Here is a 23,456-nt window from a genome sequence, read left to right as displayed (position 1 = left end):
TTCGATCTCGGCGTGGCCACGAGTGTATAGAGCAGCCCCTACAAATCGTGTTTGTGACCCCCCAACGCGAAGGCGACTACCCTCTACAGGCGTGCGTGCCGAGAATGGGCTCTGCCCTGTCGCCGCACCTCGGCCACCCGATTAGGCTGGGCTTAATTTAAGCTGAGGTTTCGTTGTCCGCCCATCAGAAGGTAGTTCGCTCCAGATGACTGATCAGACACGTCCGTTGCGCGTTGCGATCGTGGGTGCCGGCCCCGCCGGTATCTACGCAGCCGACGCTCTCATGAAATCCGATGCCGCGTCTGACGGCGGGATCAGCATCGACCTCTTCGAGCGGATGCCTGCCCCCTTCGGTCTGATCCGGTACGGCGTCGCACCCGACCACCCGCGCATCAAGGGCATCATCACCGCCCTGCACAAGGTGCTCGACAAGCCGTCGGTGCGCCTGCTGGGCAACATCGACTACGGCAGCGACATCACCCTCGAAGACCTGCACAACTTCTACGACGCGGTGATCTTCTCCACCGGCGCCAACGCCGACCGCGCCCTCAACATCCCGGGCATCGAACTCGACGGCAGCTACGGCGCCGCCGACTTCGTCTCCTGGTACGACGGCCACCCCGACGTCCCGCGCACCTGGCCCCTCGAGGCCGAGAAGGTCGCCGTCCTCGGTGTCGGCAACGTCGCCCTCGACATCGCCCGCGTCCTCGCCAAGACCGGCGACGAACTGCTGCCGACGGAGATCCCCGCCAACGTCTACGAGGGACTCAAGGCCAACAAGGCCGTCGAGGTCCACGTGTTCGGTCGCCGCGGGCCCGCGCAGGCCAAGTTCACCCCCCTCGAGCTGCGTGAACTCGACCACTCGCCGACGATCGAGGTCATCGTCGACCCCGAGGACATCGACTACGACGAGGGCTCCGAGCAGGCGCGCCGCAATTCCAAGCAGGTCGACATGGTCGCCAACACCCTGCAGGACTGGGCCATCCGCGACGTGGGCAACCGTCCGCACAAGCTGTTCCTGCACTTCTTCGAATCGCCCACCGAGGTGCTCGGCGAGGACGGCAAGGTCGTCGGTCTGCGCACCGAGCGCACTCAGCTCGACGGCACCGGCAACGTCAAGGGCACCGGCAAGTTCAACGATTGGGACGTGCAGGCCGTGTACCGCGCGGTGGGCTACCTGTCCCAGAACATCGCGAAGCTTCCGTTCGACGAGCAGGCGGGCACCGTCCCGAACGAGGCCGGACGCGTCATCGCCGACGACTCCGCCGAGGGCAACGACCGGTTCATGCCCGCCACCTACGTCACCGGCTGGATCAAGCGCGGCCCGGTCGGCCTGATCGGCCACACCAAGGGCGACGCGAACGAGACCGTCGCGAACCTCCTCGAGGACCGGGCCGGCTTCCCCGAGCCCGCCAACCCGGGCGAGGACGCGATCATCGACTTCCTCGAGGGCAAGCAGGTCCCGTACACCACCTGGCAGGGCTGGTACCGCCTCGACGCGCACGAGCGCAGCCTGGGCGAGCCCGAGGGCCGTGAGCGGATCAAGGTCGTCGAGCGCGAGGACATGCTCAAGGCAAGCGAGCCCGACAAGGCCTGATCTTCCGAACCAGTGTGAAGGGAACCTCCTGCGGGAGGTTCCCTTCCGTCGTCTCAGGCCAGGTGTGACGACAGCGCCCGCAACGCCGTGAGCAGTTCCGCGGCGGACATCGCGTGGTCGGGATCCACCAGCCACTGCTCCGCGACGCCGAGCAGCAGCGCCTGGTAGAGAGCGCCCAGTGTGTGTGCCCGGCCCGGCTCGATGCCCGCGTCACCGAACAGTTCGACCAGCCCTTCGCGGGCATCGGCGGTCGACGCCACCAGGTTCTTTCTCAATTCCGGCAGGGAATCCAGGTGCCCGAGCAGTTCGAACTGCAGCATCCACAACCGACGATGGGCGGTGAACGACTCGATGACACCGGTCCAGATGGCTTCGAACCGTTCCGTCGGACTCATGCCGGGTTCGATCTTCTTCCCGGCGGCCGTCGCGAGGTCGTCCCCCCAGCGCTCCATCTCCCGGTACAGTGCGGCGTGGAGCAGCGCCTCCTTGGTGCCGAAGTGATAGCCGATCGCCGCGAGGCTCACCCCGGAGGCCGACGCGATGTCCCGGGCCGTCGTCCGCGAGTATCCCTTTTCGTACAGGCTGCGCGTGGCGCCGTCGATCAGGTCTTCGCGATTTCCCATGACCTCACCCTAATGAGCCTGAGACGTATGTGTAGGACACTTGTACCAGCGCTCGCGGACGGCTCCGCCACGAAGCGTGTCCCCGCACAAGGCAGGATATAAGTCGTGTTTGACGCCCACGTTCACATCATCGACCCCAGGTTCCCGGTGGTCGAGAACCACGGCTACCTCCCGGAGCCGTTCACCATCGCCGACTACCGGGCGCGCACGGCAGGCTTCGGTGTGGACGGCGGCGCCGTCGTCACGGCCTCGTACCAGGGCACCGATCAGAACTACCTGAAGGCGGCGCTCGAGGAGCTCGGCCCCAGCTGGGTGGGCGTCACCCAGATGGAGCCCGACGCCACCGACGAGAGCATCCTCGAACTCGACCGCGCCGGGGTCCGGGCCGTCCGATTCAACCTCCGGCGCAGCGCGACCGACGTGAAACTCCTCACCAAGCAGGCCCTCCGCGCGTACGAGCTGGCCGGCTGGCACGCCGAGTTCTACGTGGACGCCACGCTGCTGCTGTCGCTCGAGCCGGTGTTCGCCAAGCTCCCCGCCGTGTGCATCGACCACCTGGGGATGTCGACACGGGGCCTGCCGTACCTGCTCGATCTCGTCGACCGCGGAGTCCGGGTGAAGGCCACCGGGTTCGGGCGGACCACCATCGAGAACGTCGGCGACGTGCTGCGCAAGATCCACGCCGTCAACCCCGAGGCACTGATGTTCGGCACCGACCTACCGGGCAGCCGTTCCCGAAGAGTGTTCCAGGACAGCGACATCGACATCGTCGCGGACGCGGTGGGTGACGACTTCGACGCCGTCATGGGCGGCAACGCACGCGCCTGGTACCGCTGCGACGCTCCCGGAGGAACCTGCTAGCACGCAGGACCCTTCACGCAGGACCCTTCACGCAGGACCCTTGTCAACAGCCTTCCATCTGCGCGCTGTTCATCGACACCATCTCGGCCACCGGCGGCGTCTGCGGCTGCGCCACCAGCCACATGTTGTAGTTGTTCATTTCCTCGCAGTCCAGCTGTTCCCGGCGTTCCTGCCGCCGCTCACGCTGCCGGTCGTCCATCTGGTCGTCGTTCCGGTCGACGGCGATGGCACCGGTGCTCGATCCGTTGGCCTGCCGTTCGAGCCCCCGGACGCCGTCGGCGGTCATGATCCAGCCGAGGGTGTAATCGGCGCCGTCGTGGTTGGTGGTTGCGCGGAACATGCCCTCGTCGGCAGCGGCCGGGTGCGCCACGAACGCCTTGTCGGGCATACCCGGCGCGCTGACCTGCCCCGTCACGGTGCCGTCACTCATCGACGCGGTGAGTGTCGCTCCGTCCGGCGAAGACAGCGACGCCTTGTCGCCGTCCATGGTGCCGGTCATCCATTTCCACATCTGGTCTCCGTCGCACAGGAAGGCGATCATCTCGTCGCCGGACCTGGCCAGCGCGACGTACGCGTCGGATCCGTCGACCGAACCGACGTAGGTCGGCTCCATCTGTGGGGTCATCACGAACGGTGACGGAACTTTCTCCATCATGTTCGACGCGGGCGCCGCTTCGCCGCTGCTCGAAGCGGCTGCGCTGGTCGTGCTCGGCGCCGCCGAGTCGGACGAGTCGTCGCCGCAGCCGCTCAGGGAGAGGGCCACGGCAGCGAGGGGCGCCAGGATCCAGGTCGTCTTCTTGTTCACGGCGTATTCCTCCGCTAGCCGGGAAGATCAACATCCGCATTTCATCATCGCAGGTGGAGGACGCTTCTGGATACCCCTCGGCGACGATTTCGACCGATCTACGTCGCGACCACCGCAGACAGCCACACACCCGAGGCGATCAGGGCGCCGAGCAGTTCGATCAGCATCGACAGTCCGACGGCCTTGCAGGCGTGCCACGTCGAGGCCCATGCCCGGTTGTGCGCACGCAACCGGTAGAGCTCGGCCACATACGTTCCCGCGATGAAACCGAGGAACAATCCCACTACGGGAACGACGAAGAACCCCACGATCCCGGCCAGTCCGCCGACGATCAGCGACATATTGGGCACCCCGGCCGTGCGCATCCGTTTACCGGGCCAGGTGTATTTGACGACGCCGCTGATCACGAGGAACACCGTTGCGACCGCGAACACCGTCCACGCCGTCGCGCCGCCGGTCATGATGGCCCACACCAGGATTGCGGCGAAAATGAGGATCGTGCCGGGCAGGATCGGGATGACGATTCCGACGAGCCCGACGGCGATGGCCAGGCCGACGAGGAGTTCGGCGCCCGGACTCACGCGACGGGCTCGACGCGGGACGCCGCCTCCCGCGCGCGGCTGCGCGCGGTCTCGACGTCCGGTCCCGTGGACACGGCGACGCCCATTCGCCTGCGCACGTAGCTCTCGGGCTTGCCGAACAGCCGCAGGTCCGTCTCGGGGACCGCCATCGCGTCGGCGACGCCCTCGAAGCCGATACCGGCGGCGTGGACGCCGCCGTAGATCACCGCGGACGCACCGGGTGTCGTCAGGGTGGTGTCGACGGGCAGGCCGAGGATGGCGCGGGCATGCAGTTCGAACTCCGAGAGTCGTTGTGTCCGAAGGGTGACCAACCCCGTGTCGTGCGGGCGCGGACTGACCTCCGAGAAGTAGACGTCGTCGCCCTTCACGAACAGTTCCACACCGAAGATCCCGCGGCCGCCCAGCGCCGTGGTCACCTTCTCGGCCACCTCCCGCGACCGGGCGAGTGCCGCGTCGCTCATCGGTTGCGGCTGCCACGACTCCACGTAATCGCCCGAGTCCTGCAGGTGCCCGATGGGCTCGCAGAAGAAGGTGCCCACCTCGCCGTCGGCATCGATCGCCCGGACGGTGAGCTGGGTGATCTCGTAGTCGAAGTCGACGAACCCTTCCACGATGACGCGGCCGTGATTGATGCGGCCGCCCGCGAGCGCGTACTCCCAGGCCGTCTCGACGTCGCCGGCGTCGCGCACCGTGGACTGCCCCTTGCCGGACGACGACATCACCGGCTTGATCACGCAGGGAAAGCCGATGCGTTCGGTGGCCGCCCGGACCTCCTCGAGCGATTCGGCGAACTCGTAGGGCGACGTCGGCAACCCCAGCTCCTCCGCCGCGAGGCGCCGGATCCCCTCGCGGTTCATGGTCAGCTGCGTCGCCCGTGCGGTGGGGATGACCACCGCGGTGCCGCGCTCCTCGACCGTGGCCAGGGCGTCGGTGGCGATCGCCTCGATCTCGGGGACCACGAAGTGGGGTCGTTCCTCCTCGACGAGACGCAACAGCGCCTCCGGGTCGCTCATGTCGATCGTGTGCGCGCGGTGCGCCACCTGGTGGCCCGGCGCGTTGTCGTAGCGGTCGACGGCGATCACCTCGACCCCCAGCCGCTGCAGGGCGATGATCACTTCCTTGCCCAGCTCACCCGACCCGAGCAGCATCACGCGCGTCGCGCCTGCCGTCAGAGGTGTACCGAACCGTACGGGTGCCTGTTCACGCATGGTCACAACTATATGCGGGCATGGTTTCGCGCCGATGTCTACTTCAGCAGCCGCGACATCCGGCGGTCGGCGAGCACCTTGCCTCCGGTCTGACACGTCGCGCAGTACTGAAAAGACTTCTCCGCGAACGACACTTCCCGGACGGTGTCGCCGCAGACGGGACACGGGAGGCCGGTCCGGGCGTGCACTCGCATCCCGGATCGCTTCTCCCCCTTCAGCCGCGCCGCGTCCTGGCCGAGCGACCTCTGGACGGCGTCGCTGAGCACCGACCGCATCGCGGCGTACAGCACGTGCACCTGGTCCTCCGGCAGGGTGCGGGACGTGGCGAACGGGGAAATTTTTGCGGTGTGCAGGATTTCGTCGGAGTACGCGTTGCCGACCCCGGCGAGCAGCGACTGGTCGACGAGCGCATTCTTGATGCGCGCCGACGTGGTGGACAGCAGCGCCGCGAACTCCGGTTCGGTGACGGCGAGGGCGTCGGGTCCGAGCCGGGCAATCCCCTCCACCTCCTGAGGGTCGTGCACCACCCACACCGCGAGCCGCTTCTTGGTGCCCGCCTCGGTCAGGTCGAACGCCGGCGTCGCGCCCTCCGGGGTGAAGAAGTGCACCCGCAGCGCCAGCGGGCCCTTCCCCGGTTTCGGCGGCGCCGCCGACGGGTTGTCGGTCCAGCGCAACCAGCCCCCACGCGAGAGGTGGGTGACGAGCCACAACCCGGAGCAGTCGAGTGCGAGGTGCTTGCCGAACCGGGCCGCGCCCGTCACGTCGCGGCCCTGCAGGTCGGTGATCGGGGGGTCGAACGTCTTCAGCACGCTCAGGGCCGCCACGTCCACTCGGCCGACGACCGCTCCCACGGCGTGTTCACGCAGGAACTCGGCTAACGCCTCCACCTCGGGCAGCTCGGGCATGGTCCCAGGCTAACGGTAGGTGAGCGCCGAAGTGTGCTCCTCCGCGCTTTCTCACTCACCTGCGGAGGAGATAGGTGTCCATGATCCAGCCCTTGCGTGCGCGCAATTCGGCGCGCACCCGCTGGATCTCGTCCTCGACGTCGCGCAGGCGACCGGAGATCAGCACCTCGTCGGGTGTGCCGAGGTAGGCACCCCACCAGATCTGGACGTCGTCGCCGGGGACCTGGGTGAACGTGCAGTGGGCGTCGAGCATGACCACGGCGTTGTCGACACCGTCGGGCAGACCCTTGGCCAGCCGCCTGCCGGTCGTGATGTGCACGGGTTCGCCGATCCGGTTGAGCACGATCCGGTGCTGCGCGGCCAGCGACTGCACACTGGTGACGCCGGGGATCACCGAGTAGTCGAACGACACGTTGCCGCGGTCGAGCACCCGCTCGACGATCCGCAGCGTGCTGTCGTAGAGAGAAGGGTCACCCCACACGAGGATCGCGCCGACCCCCGGCTCGGACGCGAACTCGGCCTCGAACAGTGCCGCCCGGCGCTCGTGCCAGTCGTCGACCACGCCCTCGTAGTCGGACGGCGTGCGATCGCGGGGCGGATCGACGATGTCCACGACACGGTACGGGCCGGTGACGTGCTCCTCGAGGATCGCGGTTCGGAGATCGACGAGGTCCTGCTTCTCGTCGCCCTTGCCGATGACGAAGAACACATCGGTCTTGTTCATCGCCTTGATCGCCTGGACCGTCACCTGGTCGGGGTCGCCGGCGCCGATGCCGATCACGAAGAGTTCACGCATGGGCGCAGGCTATCGCTCGTGCGCCTTTCCGGTTGTTCCAGCTACCGAAAAGGCGCACGGGCGCGAAGCGCCTAAACTGGACGCCGTGACTGTGCCGACTCCGTACGAAGACCTGCTCCGACTCGTCATGGACACGGGCACCCCGAAGGCAGACCGCACCGGGACCGGTACGAAGAGCGTCTTCGGTCATCAGATGCGCTGGAACCTCGCGGACGGGTTTCCGCTGATCACCACGAAGAAGGTGCACCTCAAGTCGATCGTGTACGAACTGTTGTGGTTCCTGCGCGGCGATTCCAACGTGAAGTGGCTTCAGGACAACGGCGTCACGATTTGGGACGAGTGGGCGGACGCCGACGGTGAACTGGGCCCGGTGTACGGCGTGCAGTGGCGCAGCTGGCCGACCCCGTTGGGCGAGCACATCGACCAGATCACCCAGACCATCGAGACGCTGAAGTCGAACCCGGACTCGCGTCGCATCATCGTGTCGGCGTGGAACGTCGGCGACATCCCGCAGATGGCGCTGGCGCCGTGCCACGCGTTCTTCCAGTTCTACGTAGCGGACGGCAAGCTGTCGTGCCAGCTGTACCAGCGCAGCGCCGACCTGTTCCTGGGCGTGCCGTTCAACATCGCGAGTTACGCGCTCCTCACCCACATGGTGGCGCAGCAGGCCGGGCTCGAAGCGGGCGACTTCATCTGGACGGGCGGCGACTGCCACATCTACGACAATCACGTAGACCAGGTCACCGAGCAGTTGAGCCGGGAGCCGTTGCCGTATCCCACGCTGAAACTGCACAAGCGGGATTCGATCTTCGACTACACATTCGAGGACGTGGAGATCGTCGACTACCGGCACCACCCCGCCATCAAGGCGCCGGTGGCCGTCTAGTGGCGGCGCGGCAGGTCAAGCTGGTCTGGGCACAGGGCGTCGGCGGCGTCATCGGTCGCGACAACACGATCCCGTGGCACGTCCCCGAGGACATGGCGTACTTCAAGAAGGTGACGCAGGGGCACCCGGTGATCATGGGCCGCAAGACGTGGGACTCGCTGCCCCCGAGGTTCCGGCCCCTGCCCGGGCGGCGCAACATCGTGATCAGCCGTCAGTCCGACTGGACCGCGGAGGGTGCCGAGTCCGCCGACGGGCTCGACTCCGCACTCGCGCTCACCGACGAGGACGTCTGCGTCATCGGCGGCGCGCAGATCTACACGGCGGCAATGCCGTTCGCCACGCAGCTACTGGTCTCCGAGATCGACGTCACGATCGGCGGCGACGCCTGGGCACCCCCGATCGACAACTCCTGGCACGCGCAGGACACCGGTGAGTGGCTCACGTCGGCGAAGAACGGCACCCGGTACCGGTGGATCACCTACACCCGGGCATTACCTGCGAGGTAATTGAGAGCATTCGGCTTCGGCGCGAGTCTGAGTGACGTACCTGTTCACTCGTCTCATGTGAGGACCGCCGACATGATCGCCGCACTCGAAATCCGCACCGCCCTCTCCCCACTGCGCCTCGCCCTCCGCATCGACGCCGTCGTCACCGGCGCCAACGGCGTCGCCTATCTCGCCGCCGCCACCGTGCTCGACGACGTCCTCGGCCCGACAGCCGGCTTCCTGCGTGCCATCGGCGTCTTCCTGCTCGTCTTCACCGCCGGGGTGTGGGCGGTGAGCGTGCCGGACCGTCCCGCGCCGGCCGCGGTGGACGCCGTCGTCCTCGCGAACGTCGTCTGGGTGGGCGCGAGCGTGGCCCTGGTGCTCACGCAGTCGCAGCACCTCACCACCGTCGGCGTCGTCTGGGTGCTGCTGCAGGCCGTGGTGGTCGGCGCGTTCGCCGCGGCCCAGGGCTGGGCCCTCACCCGGCGCTGACCGACGCCCCCTTTGCCGCCGCACCGTTACCCCATTCGACGGGTGACGGTGCGCGCAGTGGTTCATACTCACCTCATGGACAAGAAGTCACTGACCGCCCTTGCCCGTCAGCAACTGAAGTTGGCAGGCGGGACGTCCAGCGGCCGCAGTTCGCAGACCGTGTACGGCGGACATCGGCGCAGCCTCCGACAGACCGTCATCGCCTTGGCCGCGGGTCAGAAGATGGCCGAGCACGAGAGCCCGGGCGAGGCCACCCTGTTCATTCTCAGCGGCAAACTGAACCTCGTGTCCGGCGAGGACTCGTGGAAGGGTTCCACCGGCGATCTGCTGGTCCTTCCGACCGATCGGCACAGCGTCGAGGCGATCGAGGACGTCGCGTTCCTGCTCACCGTCGCCATGTGACGGCCGGTTCGCGGACACCGCGGGCCACCACCGCTCGCCGGTATCGTCGGTACCGGCACGCACAGCAGTGGAGACGCAGGAGAACGCATGACCGAATCCCAGCCGGTGATCGAGGTGGCCGTCGCCGCGGCGCCCTCGGTGGTGTGGCAGGCCCTGCGCGACCCGGAGTTGATCCGACGCTGGCACGGCTGGGACTACGCCGGCCTGGCCGACGAGATCAGGGAAATCTATTTCGACGACGTGACCGAGGACGCCGCCGCCTTCACCCTCGCCCTGAACGGCGCCGACAAGTTCAGCCTCCACGAGCACGAGGGCACCACACTGGTGCGGATCACCCGCCCGCCCCGCAGCGGCGACCCCGCCGCGGACGACTGGTACGACGACGTCACCGAGGGCTGGACCACGTTCCTGCAGTTCCTCAAATTCGGCATCGAGCGGCACGGACTCGACGAGCGTCGCACGCTGTTCCTCGAAGGCCCGGTCGCGGAGGGTGATTCGGCGCGGCACCTGCTCGGCCTCGACAAGCTCGAGGGCATGACGGTCGGCGATCATTTCACCGTGGTCGCCGAGACGGGCGATCTGCTGCACGGGGTGGTGTGTTACGTGGGCGAACACCAGACCGCGGTGAGTGTCGACGACCTCGGCCCGGGACTGTTGCAGTTCGGCGAGCAGCCCGTCAACGCGGCACGTCCCCACGGCGGTGCGCAGATCCTGCTGGCGGCCTACGACCTGGACGACGAGGAGTGGGCCGAACTCGACGAGCGCTGGAGAGAGTGGTGGCAGGCCCGGCCGGGGGCCGAACCTGCCACCTGAGTTCTCGAACCGTCAGGCGAGCACGGTGCCCAGCGTGGGCCACCAGATCGTGCTCTTGACGACGTTCGGTCCCACCTGGTGGTTCAGCGAGCCGTACACGGCCGCCACGACCAGACCGCTGCCGAGCCCGGCCACCGGCGGCGAGGAGACGACCGTGGGAACCGCGACGTTGTTCTGGTCCAGCTTCACGATGCCGCTGGCACCGGTGGCGAAGCTGTAGTAGACGACGTCGAGTTCGGCGCCGGTCTGGTCGTTCGCGATGACGCCCGGTCCGCCGAAGAATCCGAAGCGGAACTGGTTGCTCATGTTGGTCGCCACGCCCGCTCCGTACAGCTGTCCGAGGACCGGACCGCCCTGCCCGGTGTCGGAGTACGCGGGGATCTGGAAGATCTGGCCCGGAAGGGCGATGTTCGTCGCCGCGGTGTCGGTCGGCGACGCGGCGAGTCGCTCGATGGCGGCCTCGGCCTCGGGATTACCGGCGGCGACGGTGCGCAGCTTCGCGATCGCGGTGGCCGGGTCGACGACGGGAGCGGAATCTGCGGGCTGCGCCGACACGACGCCGGTGAACATCATCGTCGCTGCCACTGCAGCGGTCAGACCTGCCGCGACCCGTCGTCCGAAGTGCCGTCGATTCATTCTTCTTCTCCCTCGTCACGTCAATGGGTAAGCATTAGTTCGAATGAGTAAACACTCGCGCCCTTATCGACGCCGCGGTTCGCGGCGTTACGCCGCCTCCGGACCTATGCTGCAGACATGGGACCGGACGGTGGGCACGAGGCGAGGATCAGTGAGTTCCGGGAGGGGCTCGCCGCCGTGGTCCCCACCCGCCGAAGTCTGCAGCGCCTGTTCGAGGCGGTCCTCGTGGTCGGTTCGGGACTCGAGCTGGATTCCACCCTGCAGCGCATCGTCACGTCGGCCACCTCCCTGCTCGACGCCCGGTACGGCGCGCTCGGTGTCCACGCCCCCGACGGGGGCCTGTCGGAGTTCGTCTACGAGGGCATCACGCCGGAAGAGCGTGCGCACATGGGTCACCTGCCCGAAGGCCGTGGGCTGCTGGGACTGCTGATCCACGACCCCCGCCCGGTGCGACTCGCCAACCTGGCCGATCACCCGGGGTCGATCGGCTTCCCGCCCAATCATCCACCGATGAAGAGCTTTCTGGGTATGCCGATCATGATGCGGGGCAAGGTTTTCGGAAGCATCTATCTCACCGAGAAACTGAGCGGTCCCGAGTTCACCGACGAGGACGAGGTGATCCTGCGCGCGCTCGCGACCTCGGCAGGAGTGGCGGTCGAGAATTCGCGGCTGTTCGAGGAATCGCGGACGCGGGAGCGGTGGTTGACGGCCGTCGCGGCGATCACGTCCCGGCTGATGGTCGGCGGATCACTCGACGAAACACTCCACACACTCGCCGCCGAGGTACGCGAACTGTCCAGCGGCGACGAGGTCTACATCGTCGTCACGCTCGGCGAGGGTGCAGTGGTCGGGGCGGACAGCACGGTGCGGCCGCTGCGCGACAGCTTCCGCATCGCCACCCAGGCCGAGCCGTTCGCCGAAGTGCTGCGTTCCCGCACTCCCGCACTGCTGACGGGGCTCGACGGTCTGGCACCGTTCTCCGCCGAGGCGGGCCGGGCCGCGGTGCTGCCGTTGTCGACGGCGTCGGGGGTCGGCGGGGTCCTGGTGGTCACGGCGCGCGGCAACACTGCGTGGGATCCGGACGAGGTCGCCCGGCTCGAATCGGTGGCCGACCTGGCTGCCGTCGCGGTGGAATTCTCCGATCAGCAGAGCAAACAACGGCTGCTGTCGGTGCTCGCCGACCGTGACCGGATCGCGCGTGACCTGCACGACAACGTCATTCAGCGATTGTTCGCCACCGGCATGAGCCTGCAGAGCACGCACGCGGTCGGAGACGTCCCGGACGGCGTGCGCTCCATCGTGGCCACCGCGGTCGAACAACTCGATCGCACGGTGCGCGAGATCCGCACCACCATCTTCGATCTGCAGGCCACCGGCATCGCATCCGCGACGAGTCTGCGCCGTCGCCTCCTCGACGTGATCGGCGACCTCACCTCCCAGTCACCGATCGCGCCGAACGTACAGTTCTCCGGCGCCATCGACACTCTCGTGCCCAGCCGCATCCACCAGCACGCGGAGGCGGTGCTGCGGGAAGCCCTGAGTAATGCGCTGCGGCACGCGCGGGCCACCACCATCGACATCTCGGTGGCCGCCGGGGACGACCTCACCGTTACGGTCGCGGACGACGGCATCGGGATCGCCGACGGCGCCCGGCGCAGCGGACTGGACAACCTCGATCGGCGCGCCGAGCACTGCGGCGGCGCCTGCACCGTCGACGCCGAGGGCGGCGGAACCGTCGTCACCTGGCGTGTTCCGTTGACGTGATGAAGAATTCAGCGCTGGTTGCGTAGTTCGGTGGCCAGCACGGCCGCCTGCGTGCGTCGTTGCATCCCAAGTTTGGACAACAGCCGCGACACGTAGTTCTTGATCGTCTTCTCGGCGAGGAAGAGCCGCTCGGCGATCTCCCGGTTGGTGAGCCCCTCGCCGATCAACTCGAACACGGCGCGTTCCTGCTCGGACAGTTCCGCCAGGGGGTCTTCCCGGCGCGCGGACCTGATTCGGTTCATCAGCGCCGACGTCGCCCTGCTGTCGAGCAGCGAACCGCCCTCCCCCACCGTTCGCACGGCGGCGACCAGGTCGGTGCCGAGGATCTGTTTGAGGACGAATCCGGACGCTCCGGCCATGATGGCGTCGAACAGCGCCTCGTCGTCCGAGTACGACGTGAGCATCAGGCACCGCAGTTCGGGCAGGGCCGCGCGGAGGTCCCGGCACAGTTCGACACCGTTGCCGTCGGGCAACCGGACGTCGAGCACGGCGACGTCGGCGCCGCAACCCGGGATGCGCGCCATCGCCTCGCCGACGGACGCGGCCTCCCCGACCACCTCGAGGTCGGGCACGCTGCCGAGTAGATCGACCAGGCCTCGTCGCACGATCTCGTGGTCGTCGACCAGGAACACCCGCGTGGTCATGTCTGCACCTCCACCGTCTTCTCCTCGAACCGTACCGCGCCGGCGACCGGAGCCCACCCCTCCGGGACCTCTCCCCCACGCATTGGGGACCTTCGACCCAAGCGCAGGCGCCGTGGTGCGCGGAAAGCTGAGGTTGCGGGGGAATACCCGGACACCACAAGTGGAGGTCGCGATGAACAGCTGGTCGCTCAGTGACATCGAGGTGGTCTCCCGCGCCATCGTCTCGGCCCCGTCGATCCACGACACCCAGCCGTGGGATCTGCGGCTCGACGGCAGCTGCGCGGAGATCAGCGAGCGTCGCGGCTTCACGGACACGCCGCGCGCCGACCGCGTGATCTCGTGCGGCGCGGGCGTCGCGAACGTGGAGCTCGCGTTGCGGGCGCTCGGCTGGAAGATCGAGACCGACCTGCTGCCCGATCCGCGCAGGCCCGACCTCGTCGCGTCCGTTCGGGCCGTGGGCACGGCCTCGCCGTCGAGTACCGAGCTGAGGCTGTTCTCCGCCATGGCTCGCCGCCGGAGTCATCGAGAAGCGTTCGTCGACATACCGGTTCCCGCAGCAACCATTGACGACATCATCCGCGCGGCGGCGACGGAGGGCGTCCGCGCCCGGCTGCTCGCCACGGACGAGGCGCCCGCGCTCGCCGACGTGCTCCTCTATTCCGCCGACCGGGTTCGGCAGGATCCCGGTCACCAGCGCGACCTCTTCCCGTGGACGTCGCACTGGCTGCCGCAGGGCGGTCACGAGTCGGTCGACACGATCCGCACCGTCGTCACCCGCGGGGTCCCCGATTCGGCACGCCTCGCCGCGGCGATCGAGGGCGAGACCGTCCTCGTGTTCGTCTCGGACACGCAGGAGTCGATCGACCTGGTCCGCACCGGAATCGCGGTCGAACGAGCGTGGCTGACCGCAGTCGACGCCCGGCTGGGCGCCTCCATCCTCTCCCACCCGCTGCGCGTCGACGATTCGGCGCGTCGCCTCGCACATCGACTCGACGTGCCGGGCCATCCACAGCTGATCCTGCGAATCGGATACTGACAGACCAGAAACGGAGTGCCCTTGTGAGCCGCGTACTCACGGACCGCGAACTGCTGCACGAACTCGAGGACGTCGCCGAGGACAACGTCAACCGCCACCTGGCCATGGCGAAGGACTGGCATCCCCACGACTACGTTCCGTGGGACGACGGCCGCAACTTCGCGGCGCTGGGCGGGGAGGACTGGGATCCGGAGCAGTCCCAGCTCAGCGACACCGCGCGGGCGGCGATGATCACCAATCTGCTGACCGAGGACAACCTGCCGTCCTACCACCGCGAGATCGCCCAGCACTTCTCACTCGACGGCGCCTGGGGCACGTGGGTGGGCCGGTGGACCGCGGAGGAGAACAAGCACTCCATCGTGATGCGGGACTATCTGGTCGTGACGCGAGGGGTCGACCCGGTAGCGCTCGAGCAGGCTCGAATGGACCACATGACACAGGGCTTCGATCCCGGTGGCGGGTCCATGCTGGATTCGGTGTCGTACGTGACGTTCCAGGAACTGGCCACCCGGGTGTCACACCGGAACACGGGTAAGGCGTGCGGTGATCCGATCGCGGACCGGATGCTCGCCCGGGTGGCGGCCGACGAGAACCTGCACATGATGTTCTACCGCAACATCGTCGGTGCCGCCCTGGACGTCGCACCCGACCAGGCCATTGCCGCGATCCACAGGGTGGTGACCAACTTCCAGATGCCCGGTGCGGGCATGCACAATTTCCGCCGCAACGCGGTCCTGATCGCGAAGGGCGGCATCTACGACCTGCGCCAGCATCTCGACGACGTCGTCCTACCGGTGCTCCGGAAGTGGAACATGTTCGAGCGTAACGATTTCGGACCGGACGGTGAACGCTGCCGCGAGGAACTGGCGGTGTTCCTGCAGAGCCTGGAAGGCAAGGCCGCCCGGTTCGAGGAGTCGCGGGATCGCGCGCTCGCCCGCGAAGCCCGGCGCGGCGGGCGCGTCGCGGCCCGCTAACGCACCTCGAAGACCAGCGGGAACCGCGACGCGGCGTCGTCGAGTTCGGGTGCCGGAGCCCCCTTCAGGAAGCGGTCGAACATCCCTGCCACGAGGTCGTTGGTCGTGTCGACCACCTCCTGGCGGGGAGCCGTGCCGAGGCTGAAACCGGCTGGCAGGCGGATTCTAGTAGTCGTCGCCCCCAGAACCTGTCCCGGCCTTCGGGGCTCTCCGCGTGACGCGAGTTGAGCACGCTGAGCAGTGGAGTGCCGGGATCCTGGGAGACGTTGCCTTCACTCGAGCCTCCTCTGCGAAGTCGAGCGAAGGCTACCGCACCATCGTCGCGATCGGGGGTGCTAGCTTTCCGGCCTGACGATCATCACCGGGCAATCCGCGGTGTGGAGCAACGCATTGCTGGTGGAGCCCAGCAGCATTCCCGTGAAGCCACCCCGGCCGCGGCTGCCCACGACGATCAGCTGCGCCTTCTCGGCGAACTCGCTGAGCACCCGCACCGGGCGGTCCCGCGCGACGACGCGTTCGACCGTCACATCGGGGTACCGCTCCTGGTACCCGGCCAGGCGCTCCGACAGCACCACTTCTTCGCCCGTCTGGATGCTGCTCCACAGCGGGTCCTCCGGGCTGGCGCCGAGTGACGGCTGCACACTGACATCGCTCCACACGTTGACCGCGACCAGGCTCGCTCCGCGGGCGGCGGCCTGCTCGAATGCCACTTCCACCGCCGCCTTGCTGCTTTCCGAGCCGTCGATGCCGACCACGATCGGCCCCTCGGTCGGTGGCTGCCCGTCCATGGTCCGCCCCCGCACGACCACCAGCGGGCAATGACCGTGCGCCGCGACCGCGGAGGTGGTGGAACCGACCAGCAGACCGGTGAACTCACCGTGCCCGCGCGAACCGAGCACCATCATGTGCGCGTTCGCGGAGAGCTCGATGAGTGTCTGGCTCACCTTGCCCTCGTGCTGTTCGGTGGTGATGTCGAGCGGCTCGTCCACCGTCTGCTTGGCGTGCACCCGCGCACTGCCGAGCCGGGACTTCGCCGTGTCCTCGAGTTCTTCCTTGAAGCTCTCGGCCAGGTACGGCTCGGTGTAGTAGAAGGCAGGAATGTGCACCACTGTCACGATGTGCAGCGGGAGCGACAGTGCGGCGGCGGCGCGAGCGGCCCACGCCACGGCGGCCGAGGCCGCCTCGGATCCGTCCACACCCACGACGATCGGCTTGATTCCGGTCATGGTCACCTTTCCTGATTCTTCCGGCTGGGCACTGCTGGGGTTCGCGGGGCTACCCGCAGATCTTGCGGAGCTTCTCGACCAACGCGACGCGTCCCGCACGATCCGCGGCGAGCGGGGTGACGGTGAGCGTGGTGACCCCGGACTCGGCGAAGGCGGCCACCCGCTCCGCGACGTAGCTCTCCGGACCGATCAGCGACACGGCCCGCACCAGATCGTCCGGCACCGCGGCGGCGGCCTCGTCCTTCTTGCCCGACAGGTAGAGGTCCTGGATGGTCTCGGCTTCCTTCTCGTAGCCGTACCGGACCGCGAGGTCGTTGTAGAAATTCTTGCCTTTCGCGCCCATGCCGCCGATGTACAGCGCGAGCCCAGGGCGGACCCAGTCGAGCATGTGCTCGACGTCGTCGCCGATGGCGAGGGCGGGCGACGCGAAGACCTGCAGCTCACCGAGGGAGGGGTCGCGCTTCGCCTTGCCCTTGGCCAGGGGCTCGCCCCACACGCTCGCCGCCTTCTCCGGGTGGTAGAAGATGGGTTCCCAGCCTTCGGCGATCTCGGCGGTCAGCTCCACGTTCTTCGGCCCGAGTGAGGCGATGACGATCGGGATGCGATCACGCACAGGGTGGTTGATGATCTTCAGCGGCTTGCCCAGCCCGGTGCCCTTCTCGGCGGGCAGCGGAATCTGGTAGTACTTGCCCTGGAACTCGACCTTCTCGCGGCGCCACACCTTGCGGCAGATCTCGACGACCTCGCGGGTGCGCCCGAGCGGGGCGTCGTACTTGACGCCGTGAAAGCCCTCGATCACCTGCGGTCCGGAGGCGCCGAGGCCCATCACGAAGCGTCCGTCCGACACGAAGTCGAGGCCGGCGGCCGTCATGGCGGTCAGGCTGGGCGTACGGGTGTAGATCTGGAAGATCCCGGACGCGAGTTCGAGTGTCGTGGTCTTGGCGGCGAGGTAGCCGATCTGGCTCACCGCGTCGAACGAGTAGGCCTCGGGCACGAACGCGATGTCGAGTCCGGCTTTCTCCAGGTCGGCGACCTCCTCGACCGTCTCGGCGAAACCGCCGCTGTAGTTCAAGCCCATACCTATGCGCACGTCGTTCCCCAATCCTGGCGTTATCTGCAACCTGTTCCTGCTTCAACCCAGACACTACTGCGAGCAATGGCGTCAGGGGCGTGCAGGCCTCACGACGACTACCGGGCAATGTGCCCCACCGACCAGGCTGTTGCTGGTCGATCCGAGCAGCATCCCCTTGAAACCTCCGCGCCCCCGGCTGCCGACCACCAGCAGTTGCGCCTTCTTCGACCACTCGAGCAATCGCGCCCGCGGATTGTCGATGTACACCTCCCGGGTGACCCGCACATCGGGGTACTTCTCCTGCCAGCCGGCGAGGCTCTCGGCGAGAACGGCGTGTTCGTCCTCCTCGAGCCCCTGCGGCACCAGCGCCGCGGCCCGCGGGTCCTCGAACGCTGCCGGTCCGAGGTCGCTCCAGACGTGGACGGCCACCAACGGCGCGTTCCGCAGCGACGCCTCCTGGAAGGCCACCGAGATCGCCCGCTCACTGGTGGGGCTGCCGTCGACGCCGACCACGACGGGTCCGTCGGCGTGGGCGTCGCCGCGGACCACGACGACCGGGCAGTGGGCGTGACTGGTGACGTTGATCGCCGTGTTCCCGAGCAGTGCGGTGGCGGCCGCTCCGGACCCGGACGCGCCGACCACCACGATCCGGGCGTTCTCGGACAGGTCGACGAGCCACTGGGCACTGCTGCCGATCGACAGTTCGGTGTGGACGTCGATGATGGGATTGACCGCGAACGCCTGCTCCTGCGCCTCGGCGAGAATCGCCTTGCCACTCGCTTCGACCCACTCGTACACGCCGCCCGAATCCATGTAGGGACCGCCGAACCCGTACGGAGCGAAGTCGAGTGCGTGGATGATCTTCAGGTTCAGTCCACGTTCGGTGGCCAGTTCGGCGGCCACCCGAACAGCGGACTTCGAGGTGTCCGATCCGTCGACACCGACGACGACGCTGTTGCGGTCCCGTGTGCTCATGACTTCACACTATCCCCGGCCTCCGCTTCGCGTCTGCCGCCCTTCGCCTTTCGACGAGGGACTTAAGTCCCCACCATCTCGGGCTCTCCGCCCGTAGCCGTGACGGCCGACTTCGGCGATGATGAAAGATGGAGTGGTCTCTCCAGCGCGAAAATGACTGGGCCACTGCATTTTCCGCTCAGATTCCGTCGGGAGCGACGTCGGTCACAAATTTGGTATCCGAGATGAGAATTAAAGTACGTTCGGGTCATGCAACTCACACAGTTCACCGACCTCGGACTGCGGGTGGTCATGCGACTGGCCGTCGCCGGGGACGGCGAACGACCGGGGAGCCGGGCGATCGCCGAGGAACTGTCGGTCTCGTACACCCACGCCGCCAAAGTGATTACCCGGCTGGGTGAGCTCGGCATCGTCGACGCACGCCGGGGACGCGCGGGCGGTCTGGCCATCACCGAACTCGGGCGCACCGCCTCCGTCGGCTGGCTCGCCCGCCGACTCGAAGGCGATTCGGAGGTCGTCGACTGCGACGGCGCCCAACCGTGCCCTCTGCGATCGGGGTGCCTGCTGCGGTCGGCGCTGAGACGCGCACAGAATGCGTTCTTCGAGTCGCTGGACGCCCTCACGATCGAAGACCTCACCCGGTCCCCCACCGGAACCGTGCTGCTCGCCCTCCCGCGAGCAACCGCCGCCACAACTTCCCAGATTTCTCGAACGATCGGAGAATGACATGCTCTCGCCCACCTCGACGGACGTCATCCGCGCCACCCTGCCCGTGGTCGGCGCCGCGATCTCGGACATCACGACGCTGTTCTACCGCAAGCTGTTCGACGCGCACCCCGAACTCGAACGAGACCTGTTCAACCGCGGAAATCAGAAGCAGGGCGAACAGCAGAAAGCGCTGGCCGGAGCCATCGCCGCGTTCGCGGCCCTCCAACTCGAGCCCGATCAGGCGCGCGTCGACCTCATCCTCTCGAGGATCGCGAACAAGCACGCCTCACTGGGGATCGAGCCCGCGCAGTACGCGATCGTGCACACACACCTGTTCGCGGCCATCGTCGAGGTCCTCGGCGACGCCGTCACTCCCGAGGTCGCTGCGGCCTGGGACGAGGTGTACTGGCTGATGGCGGAGACCCTGATCGCAATGGAGGCCGGGCTCTACGCCTCGGCGGGAGTGACGGCCGGCGACGTGTGGCGGGACGTGCGGGTCCGCGAGCGCCGCCACGAGTCCGCCGACACGGTCTCGTTCGTGCTCACTTCCCTCGACGGCTCGCCGCTTCCGTCGTTCGCTCCAGGGCAGTACCTGTCCGTGGCGGTTCACCTGCCGGACGGTGCGCGCCAGATCCGCCAGTACAGCCTGTCGTCGGCCCCGTCGCGCGGCGACTGGAGGATCTCGGTGAAACGAGCGGGCGAGGTGTCGAACTTCCTCTACCAGAACGTCTTCGAAGACGACGTCCTCGCGGTGTCGACGCCGTTCGGCGATCTCGTCCTGCAGGACGACGACGCTCCGCTGCTGCTCGTGTCCGCGGGCATCGGGTGCACGCCGATGATCGGGATGCTCAGCCACCTCGCGGACACCGAGGACAGCCGACCGATCTCGGTACTCCACGCCGACCGGTCCGCCAGCAGTCACGCGCACCGCGCGGAGCTGACCGAACTGGTGGAACGCCTGCCGTTCGCGGTGATGCACCGCTGGTACGAAGACCTGGGCGCCCGCCGGCCCGAGGGCAGCCTGCGCGAGGGACGGGCCGACCTCGGTGAGGTCGCGATCGCGCCCGGTACTCGCGCCTACCTGTGCGGTCCGTTGCCGTTCATGCTCGGAATGCGGGAGGCGCTCCTCGCGAAGGACGTGCCCGCCGAGAACATCCACTACGAGGTGTTCGGTCCGGACAGCTGGTCGGCCACCGTGTGAGAGCCACGGCGGCGCCGTTCACACCGGCCAGGTGTGGACGGGGCTGCCCTCACGCATGTTCTCCACGTACTGACGCAGCATGGCGGCCAGGGCTTCCGGCCGGCTCAGACCGGCGTTCTCGTGCCGGACCACCTGTGCACGCTGCCACGACGCCCCCGTCTGCCGGGTGACGCACCGGCCCTCGATGACGCTCAGGTAGCGGTCGCGGGCCTTCGCGGACAGCCCGAACGCGGCGAGCCCCTCGTCGGCGATCGGCAGCAGCCGCCGCAGGACGAGCTCGTCGGCGCCCGCGAACCCGACACCGGGCCAGTACAACTCGGCGTCCATGCCGTACTTCGCGCCGGCGTGCAGGTTCTCCTCGGCCGCATTGAACGACATTTGCGACCAGACGGGCCGATCCGATTCGACGAGCCCGCGCAGCGCGCCGTAGTAGAACGCGGCGTTCGCCATCGTGTCGAGCACAGTCGGGCCCGCGGGCAGCACCCGGTTCTCGATCCGCAGGTGCGGCTTGCCGTCGTCGCTGTCGTATACCGGGCGGTTCCACCGGTAGATGGTGCCGTTGTGCATCTGCAGTTCGCTCAGGTCCGGTACCCGGCCCGCGTCGAGTTCGGCCGACGGGTCGACGTCGGACACCTCCGGCAGCAGTGCCGGGAAGTATCGGGAGTTCTCCTCGAACAGGTCGAAGACCGACGTGATCCACCGCTCCCCGAACCACACGCGGGGCCGCACGCCCTGGTTCTTGAGCTCCAGTGGACGCGTGTCGGTGGCCTGCTCGAAGATCGGGATGCGGGATTCGTGCCACAGCGCCTTGCCCGCCATGAACGGCGCGTTCGCGGCGAGGGCCACCTGGGCACCGGCCAGGCACTGCGCGGCGTTCCAGTGTGCGGCGAATTCGTCGGGCGCGACGCGCAGGTGCAGCTGCAGCGACGTGCATGCGGCTTCCGGGAGCACCGAATTGGCGTCCACCTTCAGCTGTTCGGCGAGCCGGCCCTCGAGCGGCACACCCTCGAGGTCGAGTTCGATGTCCTCCCCCCGCGCGGCGAAGATCTGATCGTTGAGCTGCTCGTAGCGGGGATTCGCGGTGATCCACTCCCGGCCGAGGTGCTCGAGCTGCAGCGTCGGCAGCATGCCCACCATCACCAGCTGGGCGTCGTGCCCGTGGATCCGCGCGTCGGCGACGTGCAGCGACGCGCGCAGGGTGCGTTCGAGCTCGAACGTCCCCTCACCGATCAGGGGACCCGGCCGGACGTTCATCTCGACGTTGAACTGACCGAGTTCGGTCTGGAACACGGCGTCGTCGTCGATCGACTCGAGGACGGCGAGATTGGACATCGCGGGCGTCATGTCGGCGTGGACGAGATTGAACTCGATCTCCATGCCCAGCATGGGCCTGGGCGGATCGACCTCGTCGACGAACGCTCCCTCCCGCAGCATTCTCTCGAGCGCGTCGACGCACATGAGCACCTTCTGCCGGAACAGGCGCCGGTCTTCTCGGGTGAATGTCCGAGACGTCACTTCGCGACCCATACCACTCCCCAATTGCGCGTCGAACTGCGCTCACGGGGGAGCATATCCGTTCATCCCGCGCGAATGCGGGATGGCGGGCTAACCTCGAACCAGACGCTGGTGAGCGGAAGGACTTGAGATGACGCCTGATACCGACTCCAAGAAGAAACCAGAGTTCTCCGTGGGCACGCGCGTGAAAACGCGGCATTCGGCCGATCACGAACTGGCCGAGAAGAAGTGGCCCCTGGAGGCCGGCGTCATCGTCGACGATTTCGCCGGCGTCCAGGACATCAGCAACGATTCGTACGGCCGGGACTGGGCCGTCTCACGACGCTGGGCGATCGCCCTCGACAGCGGACCACTCGTGTTCCGCAACGACGACGACCTCGAGCCGGAATAGGCCCTTACGCGTTGGCGCCTGCGTCGCCCCAGGTGACGGACACGCCGCGATCCTGCAGCCAGCGCCCCGGATCGATTTTGTTTCCGTTTGCGTCGTGTACCTCGAAGTGCAGGTGCGGTCCGGTGGACTGGCCGCGGTTGCCGACGTGGGCGATTTCCTGCCCGGCGGTGACGCGCTGCCCCACGCTCACGGTGTAGTCGTTGACGTGTCCGTAGACGGTGACGGTTCCGTCGTCGTGCAGCAGACGCACCCACAGTCCGAAACCGGACGCCGCGCCGGCATCGATGACCTGGCCGTCGGCCGCCGCGAGCACCGAGGTGCCGATGGGCGCCGCGATGTCGATCCCGCCGTGGTGCGCTCCCCAGCGGGAACCGAAGTTGGAGGTCAGCTTGCCCGACACCGGCTGGACCGCGTGCGGCTTGACCGGGTTGACGTTGGACAGCCACTGCTGCGCCTGAGCGCCGAGGTCCGGGCCGCCGAGGTTCTGGGCGGCGGCACCGAGGTCTGCGGGCAGTTCGAAGCCGGCGGGGAGGACACCGGCCGGGATCTCGAACGGCAGCCCCGGCAGGGTCTGCGCGCCGCTCGTCTCGTGGGAGTCGACGGGGGCGGCAGCGGCGTTTCCGGCGCCCAACTGGGCTGCACCGACCACGATGGCTCCGGTGGCGGCCGCAACAGTCGCGGCCTTGATGCCCACACCCGCTCCGGTCTGCTGGTTCCGATGGCGTCCGCGCGCCGCGTCCGGATCGATCTCGAAGCGAATGGAAGACCCGTTCGCCCGGTGGTGGGAACCCACAGTAAATACCTCGTCAGTCGTCGGATTGCAGCTCTCCCCATCCGGGGTGGGCTCCTCTGTCTGGCGA

At 67.8% G+C, this 23,456-nt stretch carries 26 protein-coding genes; 13 read left to right on the top strand and 13 right to left on the bottom strand.

The window, feature by feature from the left end; translation table 11 throughout:
- Nucleotides 1–205 precede the first annotated feature (205 nt).
- The gene (locus GO592_RS03380) at nt 206–1,597 is read left to right on the top strand and encodes an FAD-dependent oxidoreductase (RefSeq protein WP_007296457.1); all 1,392 of its coding nucleotides are present in this window, start codon (nt 206–208) and stop codon (nt 1,595–1,597) included.
- Between the two features lie 53 nt (nt 1,598–1,650).
- On the opposite strand, the gene GO592_RS03375 is transcribed toward GO592_RS03380, so the two are convergent.
- The gene (locus GO592_RS03375) at nt 1,651–2,220 is read right to left on the bottom strand and encodes a TetR/AcrR family transcriptional regulator (RefSeq protein WP_007296458.1); all 570 of its coding nucleotides are present in this window, start codon (nt 2,218–2,220) and stop codon (nt 1,651–1,653) included.
- 105 nt (nt 2,221–2,325) lie between these two features.
- Between GO592_RS03375 and GO592_RS03370 the strand changes: the two genes are divergently transcribed.
- Entirely contained in the window at nt 2,326–3,081 is a 756-nt protein-coding gene (locus GO592_RS03370; protein WP_007296459.1) for an amidohydrolase family protein, read from the top strand.
- A gap of 43 nt (nt 3,082–3,124) precedes the next feature.
- Here GO592_RS03370 and GO592_RS03365 read toward each other — a convergent pair whose 3' ends face one another.
- From GO592_RS03365 to cobF, 5 genes are all read right to left on the bottom strand, one after another.
- A complete protein-coding gene (locus GO592_RS03365) occupies nt 3,125–3,886 on the bottom strand; it encodes a hypothetical protein (protein ID WP_007296460.1) in 762 nt (253 codons plus the stop codon).
- Between the two features lie 98 nt (nt 3,887–3,984).
- Nucleotides 3,985–4,467 (bottom strand): DUF456 domain-containing protein, encoded by a 483-nt coding sequence (locus tag GO592_RS03360; protein ID WP_007296461.1) that lies wholly within the window; start codon nt 4,465–4,467, stop codon nt 3,985–3,987.
- On the bottom strand, nt 4,464–5,675 hold the full coding sequence (purT, locus tag GO592_RS03355; protein ID WP_039950776.1) for a formate-dependent phosphoribosylglycinamide formyltransferase: 1,212 nt from the start codon (nt 5,673–5,675) through the stop codon (nt 4,464–4,466). The genes GO592_RS03360 and purT overlap by 4 nt, the downstream gene beginning before the upstream one ends.
- A gap of 38 nt (nt 5,676–5,713) precedes the next feature.
- Nucleotides 5,714–6,580, bottom strand: coding sequence for an Fpg/Nei family DNA glycosylase (locus GO592_RS03350; RefSeq protein ID WP_007296463.1), 867 nt, complete (start codon nt 6,578–6,580; stop codon nt 5,714–5,716).
- A gap of 55 nt (nt 6,581–6,635) precedes the next feature.
- Nucleotides 6,636–7,376 (bottom strand): precorrin-6A synthase (deacetylating), encoded by a 741-nt coding sequence (gene cobF / locus GO592_RS03345; protein ID WP_007296464.1) that lies wholly within the window; start codon nt 7,374–7,376, stop codon nt 6,636–6,638.
- Between the two features lie 85 nt (nt 7,377–7,461).
- Here cobF and GO592_RS03340 point away from each other — a divergent pair, with 85 nt between their 5' ends.
- The 5 genes from GO592_RS03340 to GO592_RS03320 all read left to right on the top strand — a co-directional run bounded on the left by GO592_RS03340 (nt 7,462) and on the right by GO592_RS03320 (nt 10,454).
- Entirely contained in the window at nt 7,462–8,262 is an 801-nt protein-coding gene (locus GO592_RS03340; RefSeq protein WP_007296465.1) for a thymidylate synthase, read from the top strand.
- The gene (locus tag GO592_RS03335; protein ID WP_007296466.1) at nt 8,262–8,768 is read left to right on the top strand and encodes a dihydrofolate reductase; all 507 of its coding nucleotides are present in this window, start codon (nt 8,262–8,264) and stop codon (nt 8,766–8,768) included. The genes GO592_RS03340 and GO592_RS03335 overlap by 1 nt, the downstream gene beginning before the upstream one ends.
- A 72-nt stretch (nt 8,769–8,840) precedes the next feature.
- Nucleotides 8,841–9,239, top strand: coding sequence for a hypothetical protein (locus tag GO592_RS03330; RefSeq protein WP_007296467.1), 399 nt, complete (start codon nt 8,841–8,843; stop codon nt 9,237–9,239).
- A gap of 75 nt (nt 9,240–9,314) precedes the next feature.
- Complete coding sequence (locus GO592_RS03325) at nt 9,315–9,641, top strand: cupin domain-containing protein (protein ID WP_005254209.1); 327 nt, start codon at nt 9,315–9,317, stop codon at nt 9,639–9,641.
- 87 nt (nt 9,642–9,728) lie between these two features.
- The gene (locus GO592_RS03320; protein ID WP_007296468.1) at nt 9,729–10,454 is read left to right on the top strand and encodes a hypothetical protein; all 726 of its coding nucleotides are present in this window, start codon (nt 9,729–9,731) and stop codon (nt 10,452–10,454) included.
- 12 nt (nt 10,455–10,466) lie between these two features.
- Here the strand turns inward: GO592_RS03320 and GO592_RS03315 are convergent, their stop codons facing one another.
- Nucleotides 10,467–11,090, bottom strand: coding sequence for a hypothetical protein (locus GO592_RS03315; RefSeq protein ID WP_005254211.1), 624 nt, complete (start codon nt 11,088–11,090; stop codon nt 10,467–10,469).
- 117 nt (nt 11,091–11,207) lie between these two features.
- On the opposite strand from GO592_RS03315, the gene GO592_RS03310 reads away from it, so the two are divergent.
- Nucleotides 11,208–12,854, top strand: a complete 1,647-nt coding sequence (locus GO592_RS03310; RefSeq protein WP_007296469.1) for a sensor histidine kinase — start codon at nt 11,208–11,210, stop codon at nt 12,852–12,854.
- 8 nt (nt 12,855–12,862) lie between these two features.
- Here GO592_RS03310 and GO592_RS03305 read toward each other — a convergent pair whose 3' ends face one another.
- Nucleotides 12,863–13,498 (bottom strand): response regulator transcription factor, encoded by a 636-nt coding sequence (locus tag GO592_RS03305; RefSeq protein WP_005254213.1) that lies wholly within the window; start codon nt 13,496–13,498, stop codon nt 12,863–12,865.
- Between the two features lie 172 nt (nt 13,499–13,670).
- On the opposite strand from GO592_RS03305, the gene GO592_RS03300 reads away from it, so the two are divergent.
- Entirely contained in the window at nt 13,671–14,534 is an 864-nt protein-coding gene (locus tag GO592_RS03300; RefSeq protein ID WP_039950812.1) for a nitroreductase family protein, read from the top strand.
- Between the two features lie 23 nt (nt 14,535–14,557).
- On the top strand, nt 14,558–15,508 hold the full coding sequence (locus GO592_RS03295) for an acyl-ACP desaturase (RefSeq protein WP_007296471.1): 951 nt from the start codon (nt 14,558–14,560) through the stop codon (nt 15,506–15,508).
- Nucleotides 15,509–15,843: 335 nt separating this feature from the next.
- Here GO592_RS03295 and GO592_RS03290 read toward each other — a convergent pair whose 3' ends face one another.
- From GO592_RS03290 to GO592_RS03280, 3 genes are all read right to left on the bottom strand, one after another.
- Nucleotides 15,844–16,734, bottom strand: a complete 891-nt coding sequence (locus GO592_RS03290; RefSeq protein WP_007296472.1) for a universal stress protein — start codon at nt 16,732–16,734, stop codon at nt 15,844–15,846.
- A 49-nt stretch (nt 16,735–16,783) separates the two neighbouring features.
- Entirely contained in the window at nt 16,784–17,824 is a 1,041-nt protein-coding gene (locus tag GO592_RS03285) for an LLM class F420-dependent oxidoreductase (RefSeq protein WP_005573597.1), read from the bottom strand.
- Nucleotides 17,825–17,896: 72 nt separating this feature from the next.
- Nucleotides 17,897–18,781 carry a universal stress protein gene (locus GO592_RS03280; RefSeq protein ID WP_005254220.1) on the bottom strand — a complete coding sequence of 295 codons (885 nt, stop codon included), beginning with the start codon at nt 18,779–18,781 and terminating at the stop codon, nt 17,897–17,899.
- Nucleotides 18,782–19,030: 249 nt separating this feature from the next.
- On the opposite strand from GO592_RS03280, the gene GO592_RS03275 reads away from it, so the two are divergent.
- Nucleotides 19,031–19,507, top strand: a complete 477-nt coding sequence (locus GO592_RS03275) for an RrF2 family transcriptional regulator (RefSeq protein ID WP_007296473.1) — start codon at nt 19,031–19,033, stop codon at nt 19,505–19,507.
- Between the two features lies 1 nt (nt 19,508).
- A complete protein-coding gene (locus GO592_RS03270; RefSeq protein ID WP_007296474.1) occupies nt 19,509–20,690 on the top strand; it encodes a globin domain-containing protein in 1,182 nt (393 codons plus the stop codon).
- Nucleotides 20,691–20,708: 18 nt separating this feature from the next.
- Here the strand turns inward: GO592_RS03270 and GO592_RS03265 are convergent, their stop codons facing one another.
- Nucleotides 20,709–22,217 carry a glutamate-cysteine ligase family protein gene (locus tag GO592_RS03265; RefSeq protein ID WP_005254223.1) on the bottom strand — a complete coding sequence of 503 codons (1,509 nt, stop codon included), beginning with the start codon at nt 22,215–22,217 and terminating at the stop codon, nt 20,709–20,711.
- Between the two features lie 118 nt (nt 22,218–22,335).
- Here GO592_RS03265 and GO592_RS03260 point away from each other — a divergent pair, with 118 nt between their 5' ends.
- Nucleotides 22,336–22,596 carry a hypothetical protein gene (locus GO592_RS03260; protein WP_005251602.1) on the top strand — a complete coding sequence of 87 codons (261 nt, stop codon included), beginning with the start codon at nt 22,336–22,338 and terminating at the stop codon, nt 22,594–22,596.
- A gap of 4 nt (nt 22,597–22,600) precedes the next feature.
- On the opposite strand, the gene GO592_RS03255 is transcribed toward GO592_RS03260, so the two are convergent.
- Entirely contained in the window at nt 22,601–23,389 is a 789-nt protein-coding gene (locus GO592_RS03255) for a M23 family metallopeptidase (RefSeq protein ID WP_007296475.1), read from the bottom strand.
- Nucleotides 23,390–23,456: the final 67 nt, after the last annotated feature.

It is taken from the genome of Rhodococcus sp. 21391 (assembly GCF_016772255.1).
In the GTDB taxonomy this organism is placed as follows: Bacteria; Actinomycetota; Actinomycetes; order Mycobacteriales; family Mycobacteriaceae; genus Rhodococcus_F; species Rhodococcus_F opacus.
The sequence above is the reverse complement of the archived record's forward strand: the minus strand, read 5'-3'. Positions and strand labels throughout refer to the sequence as shown.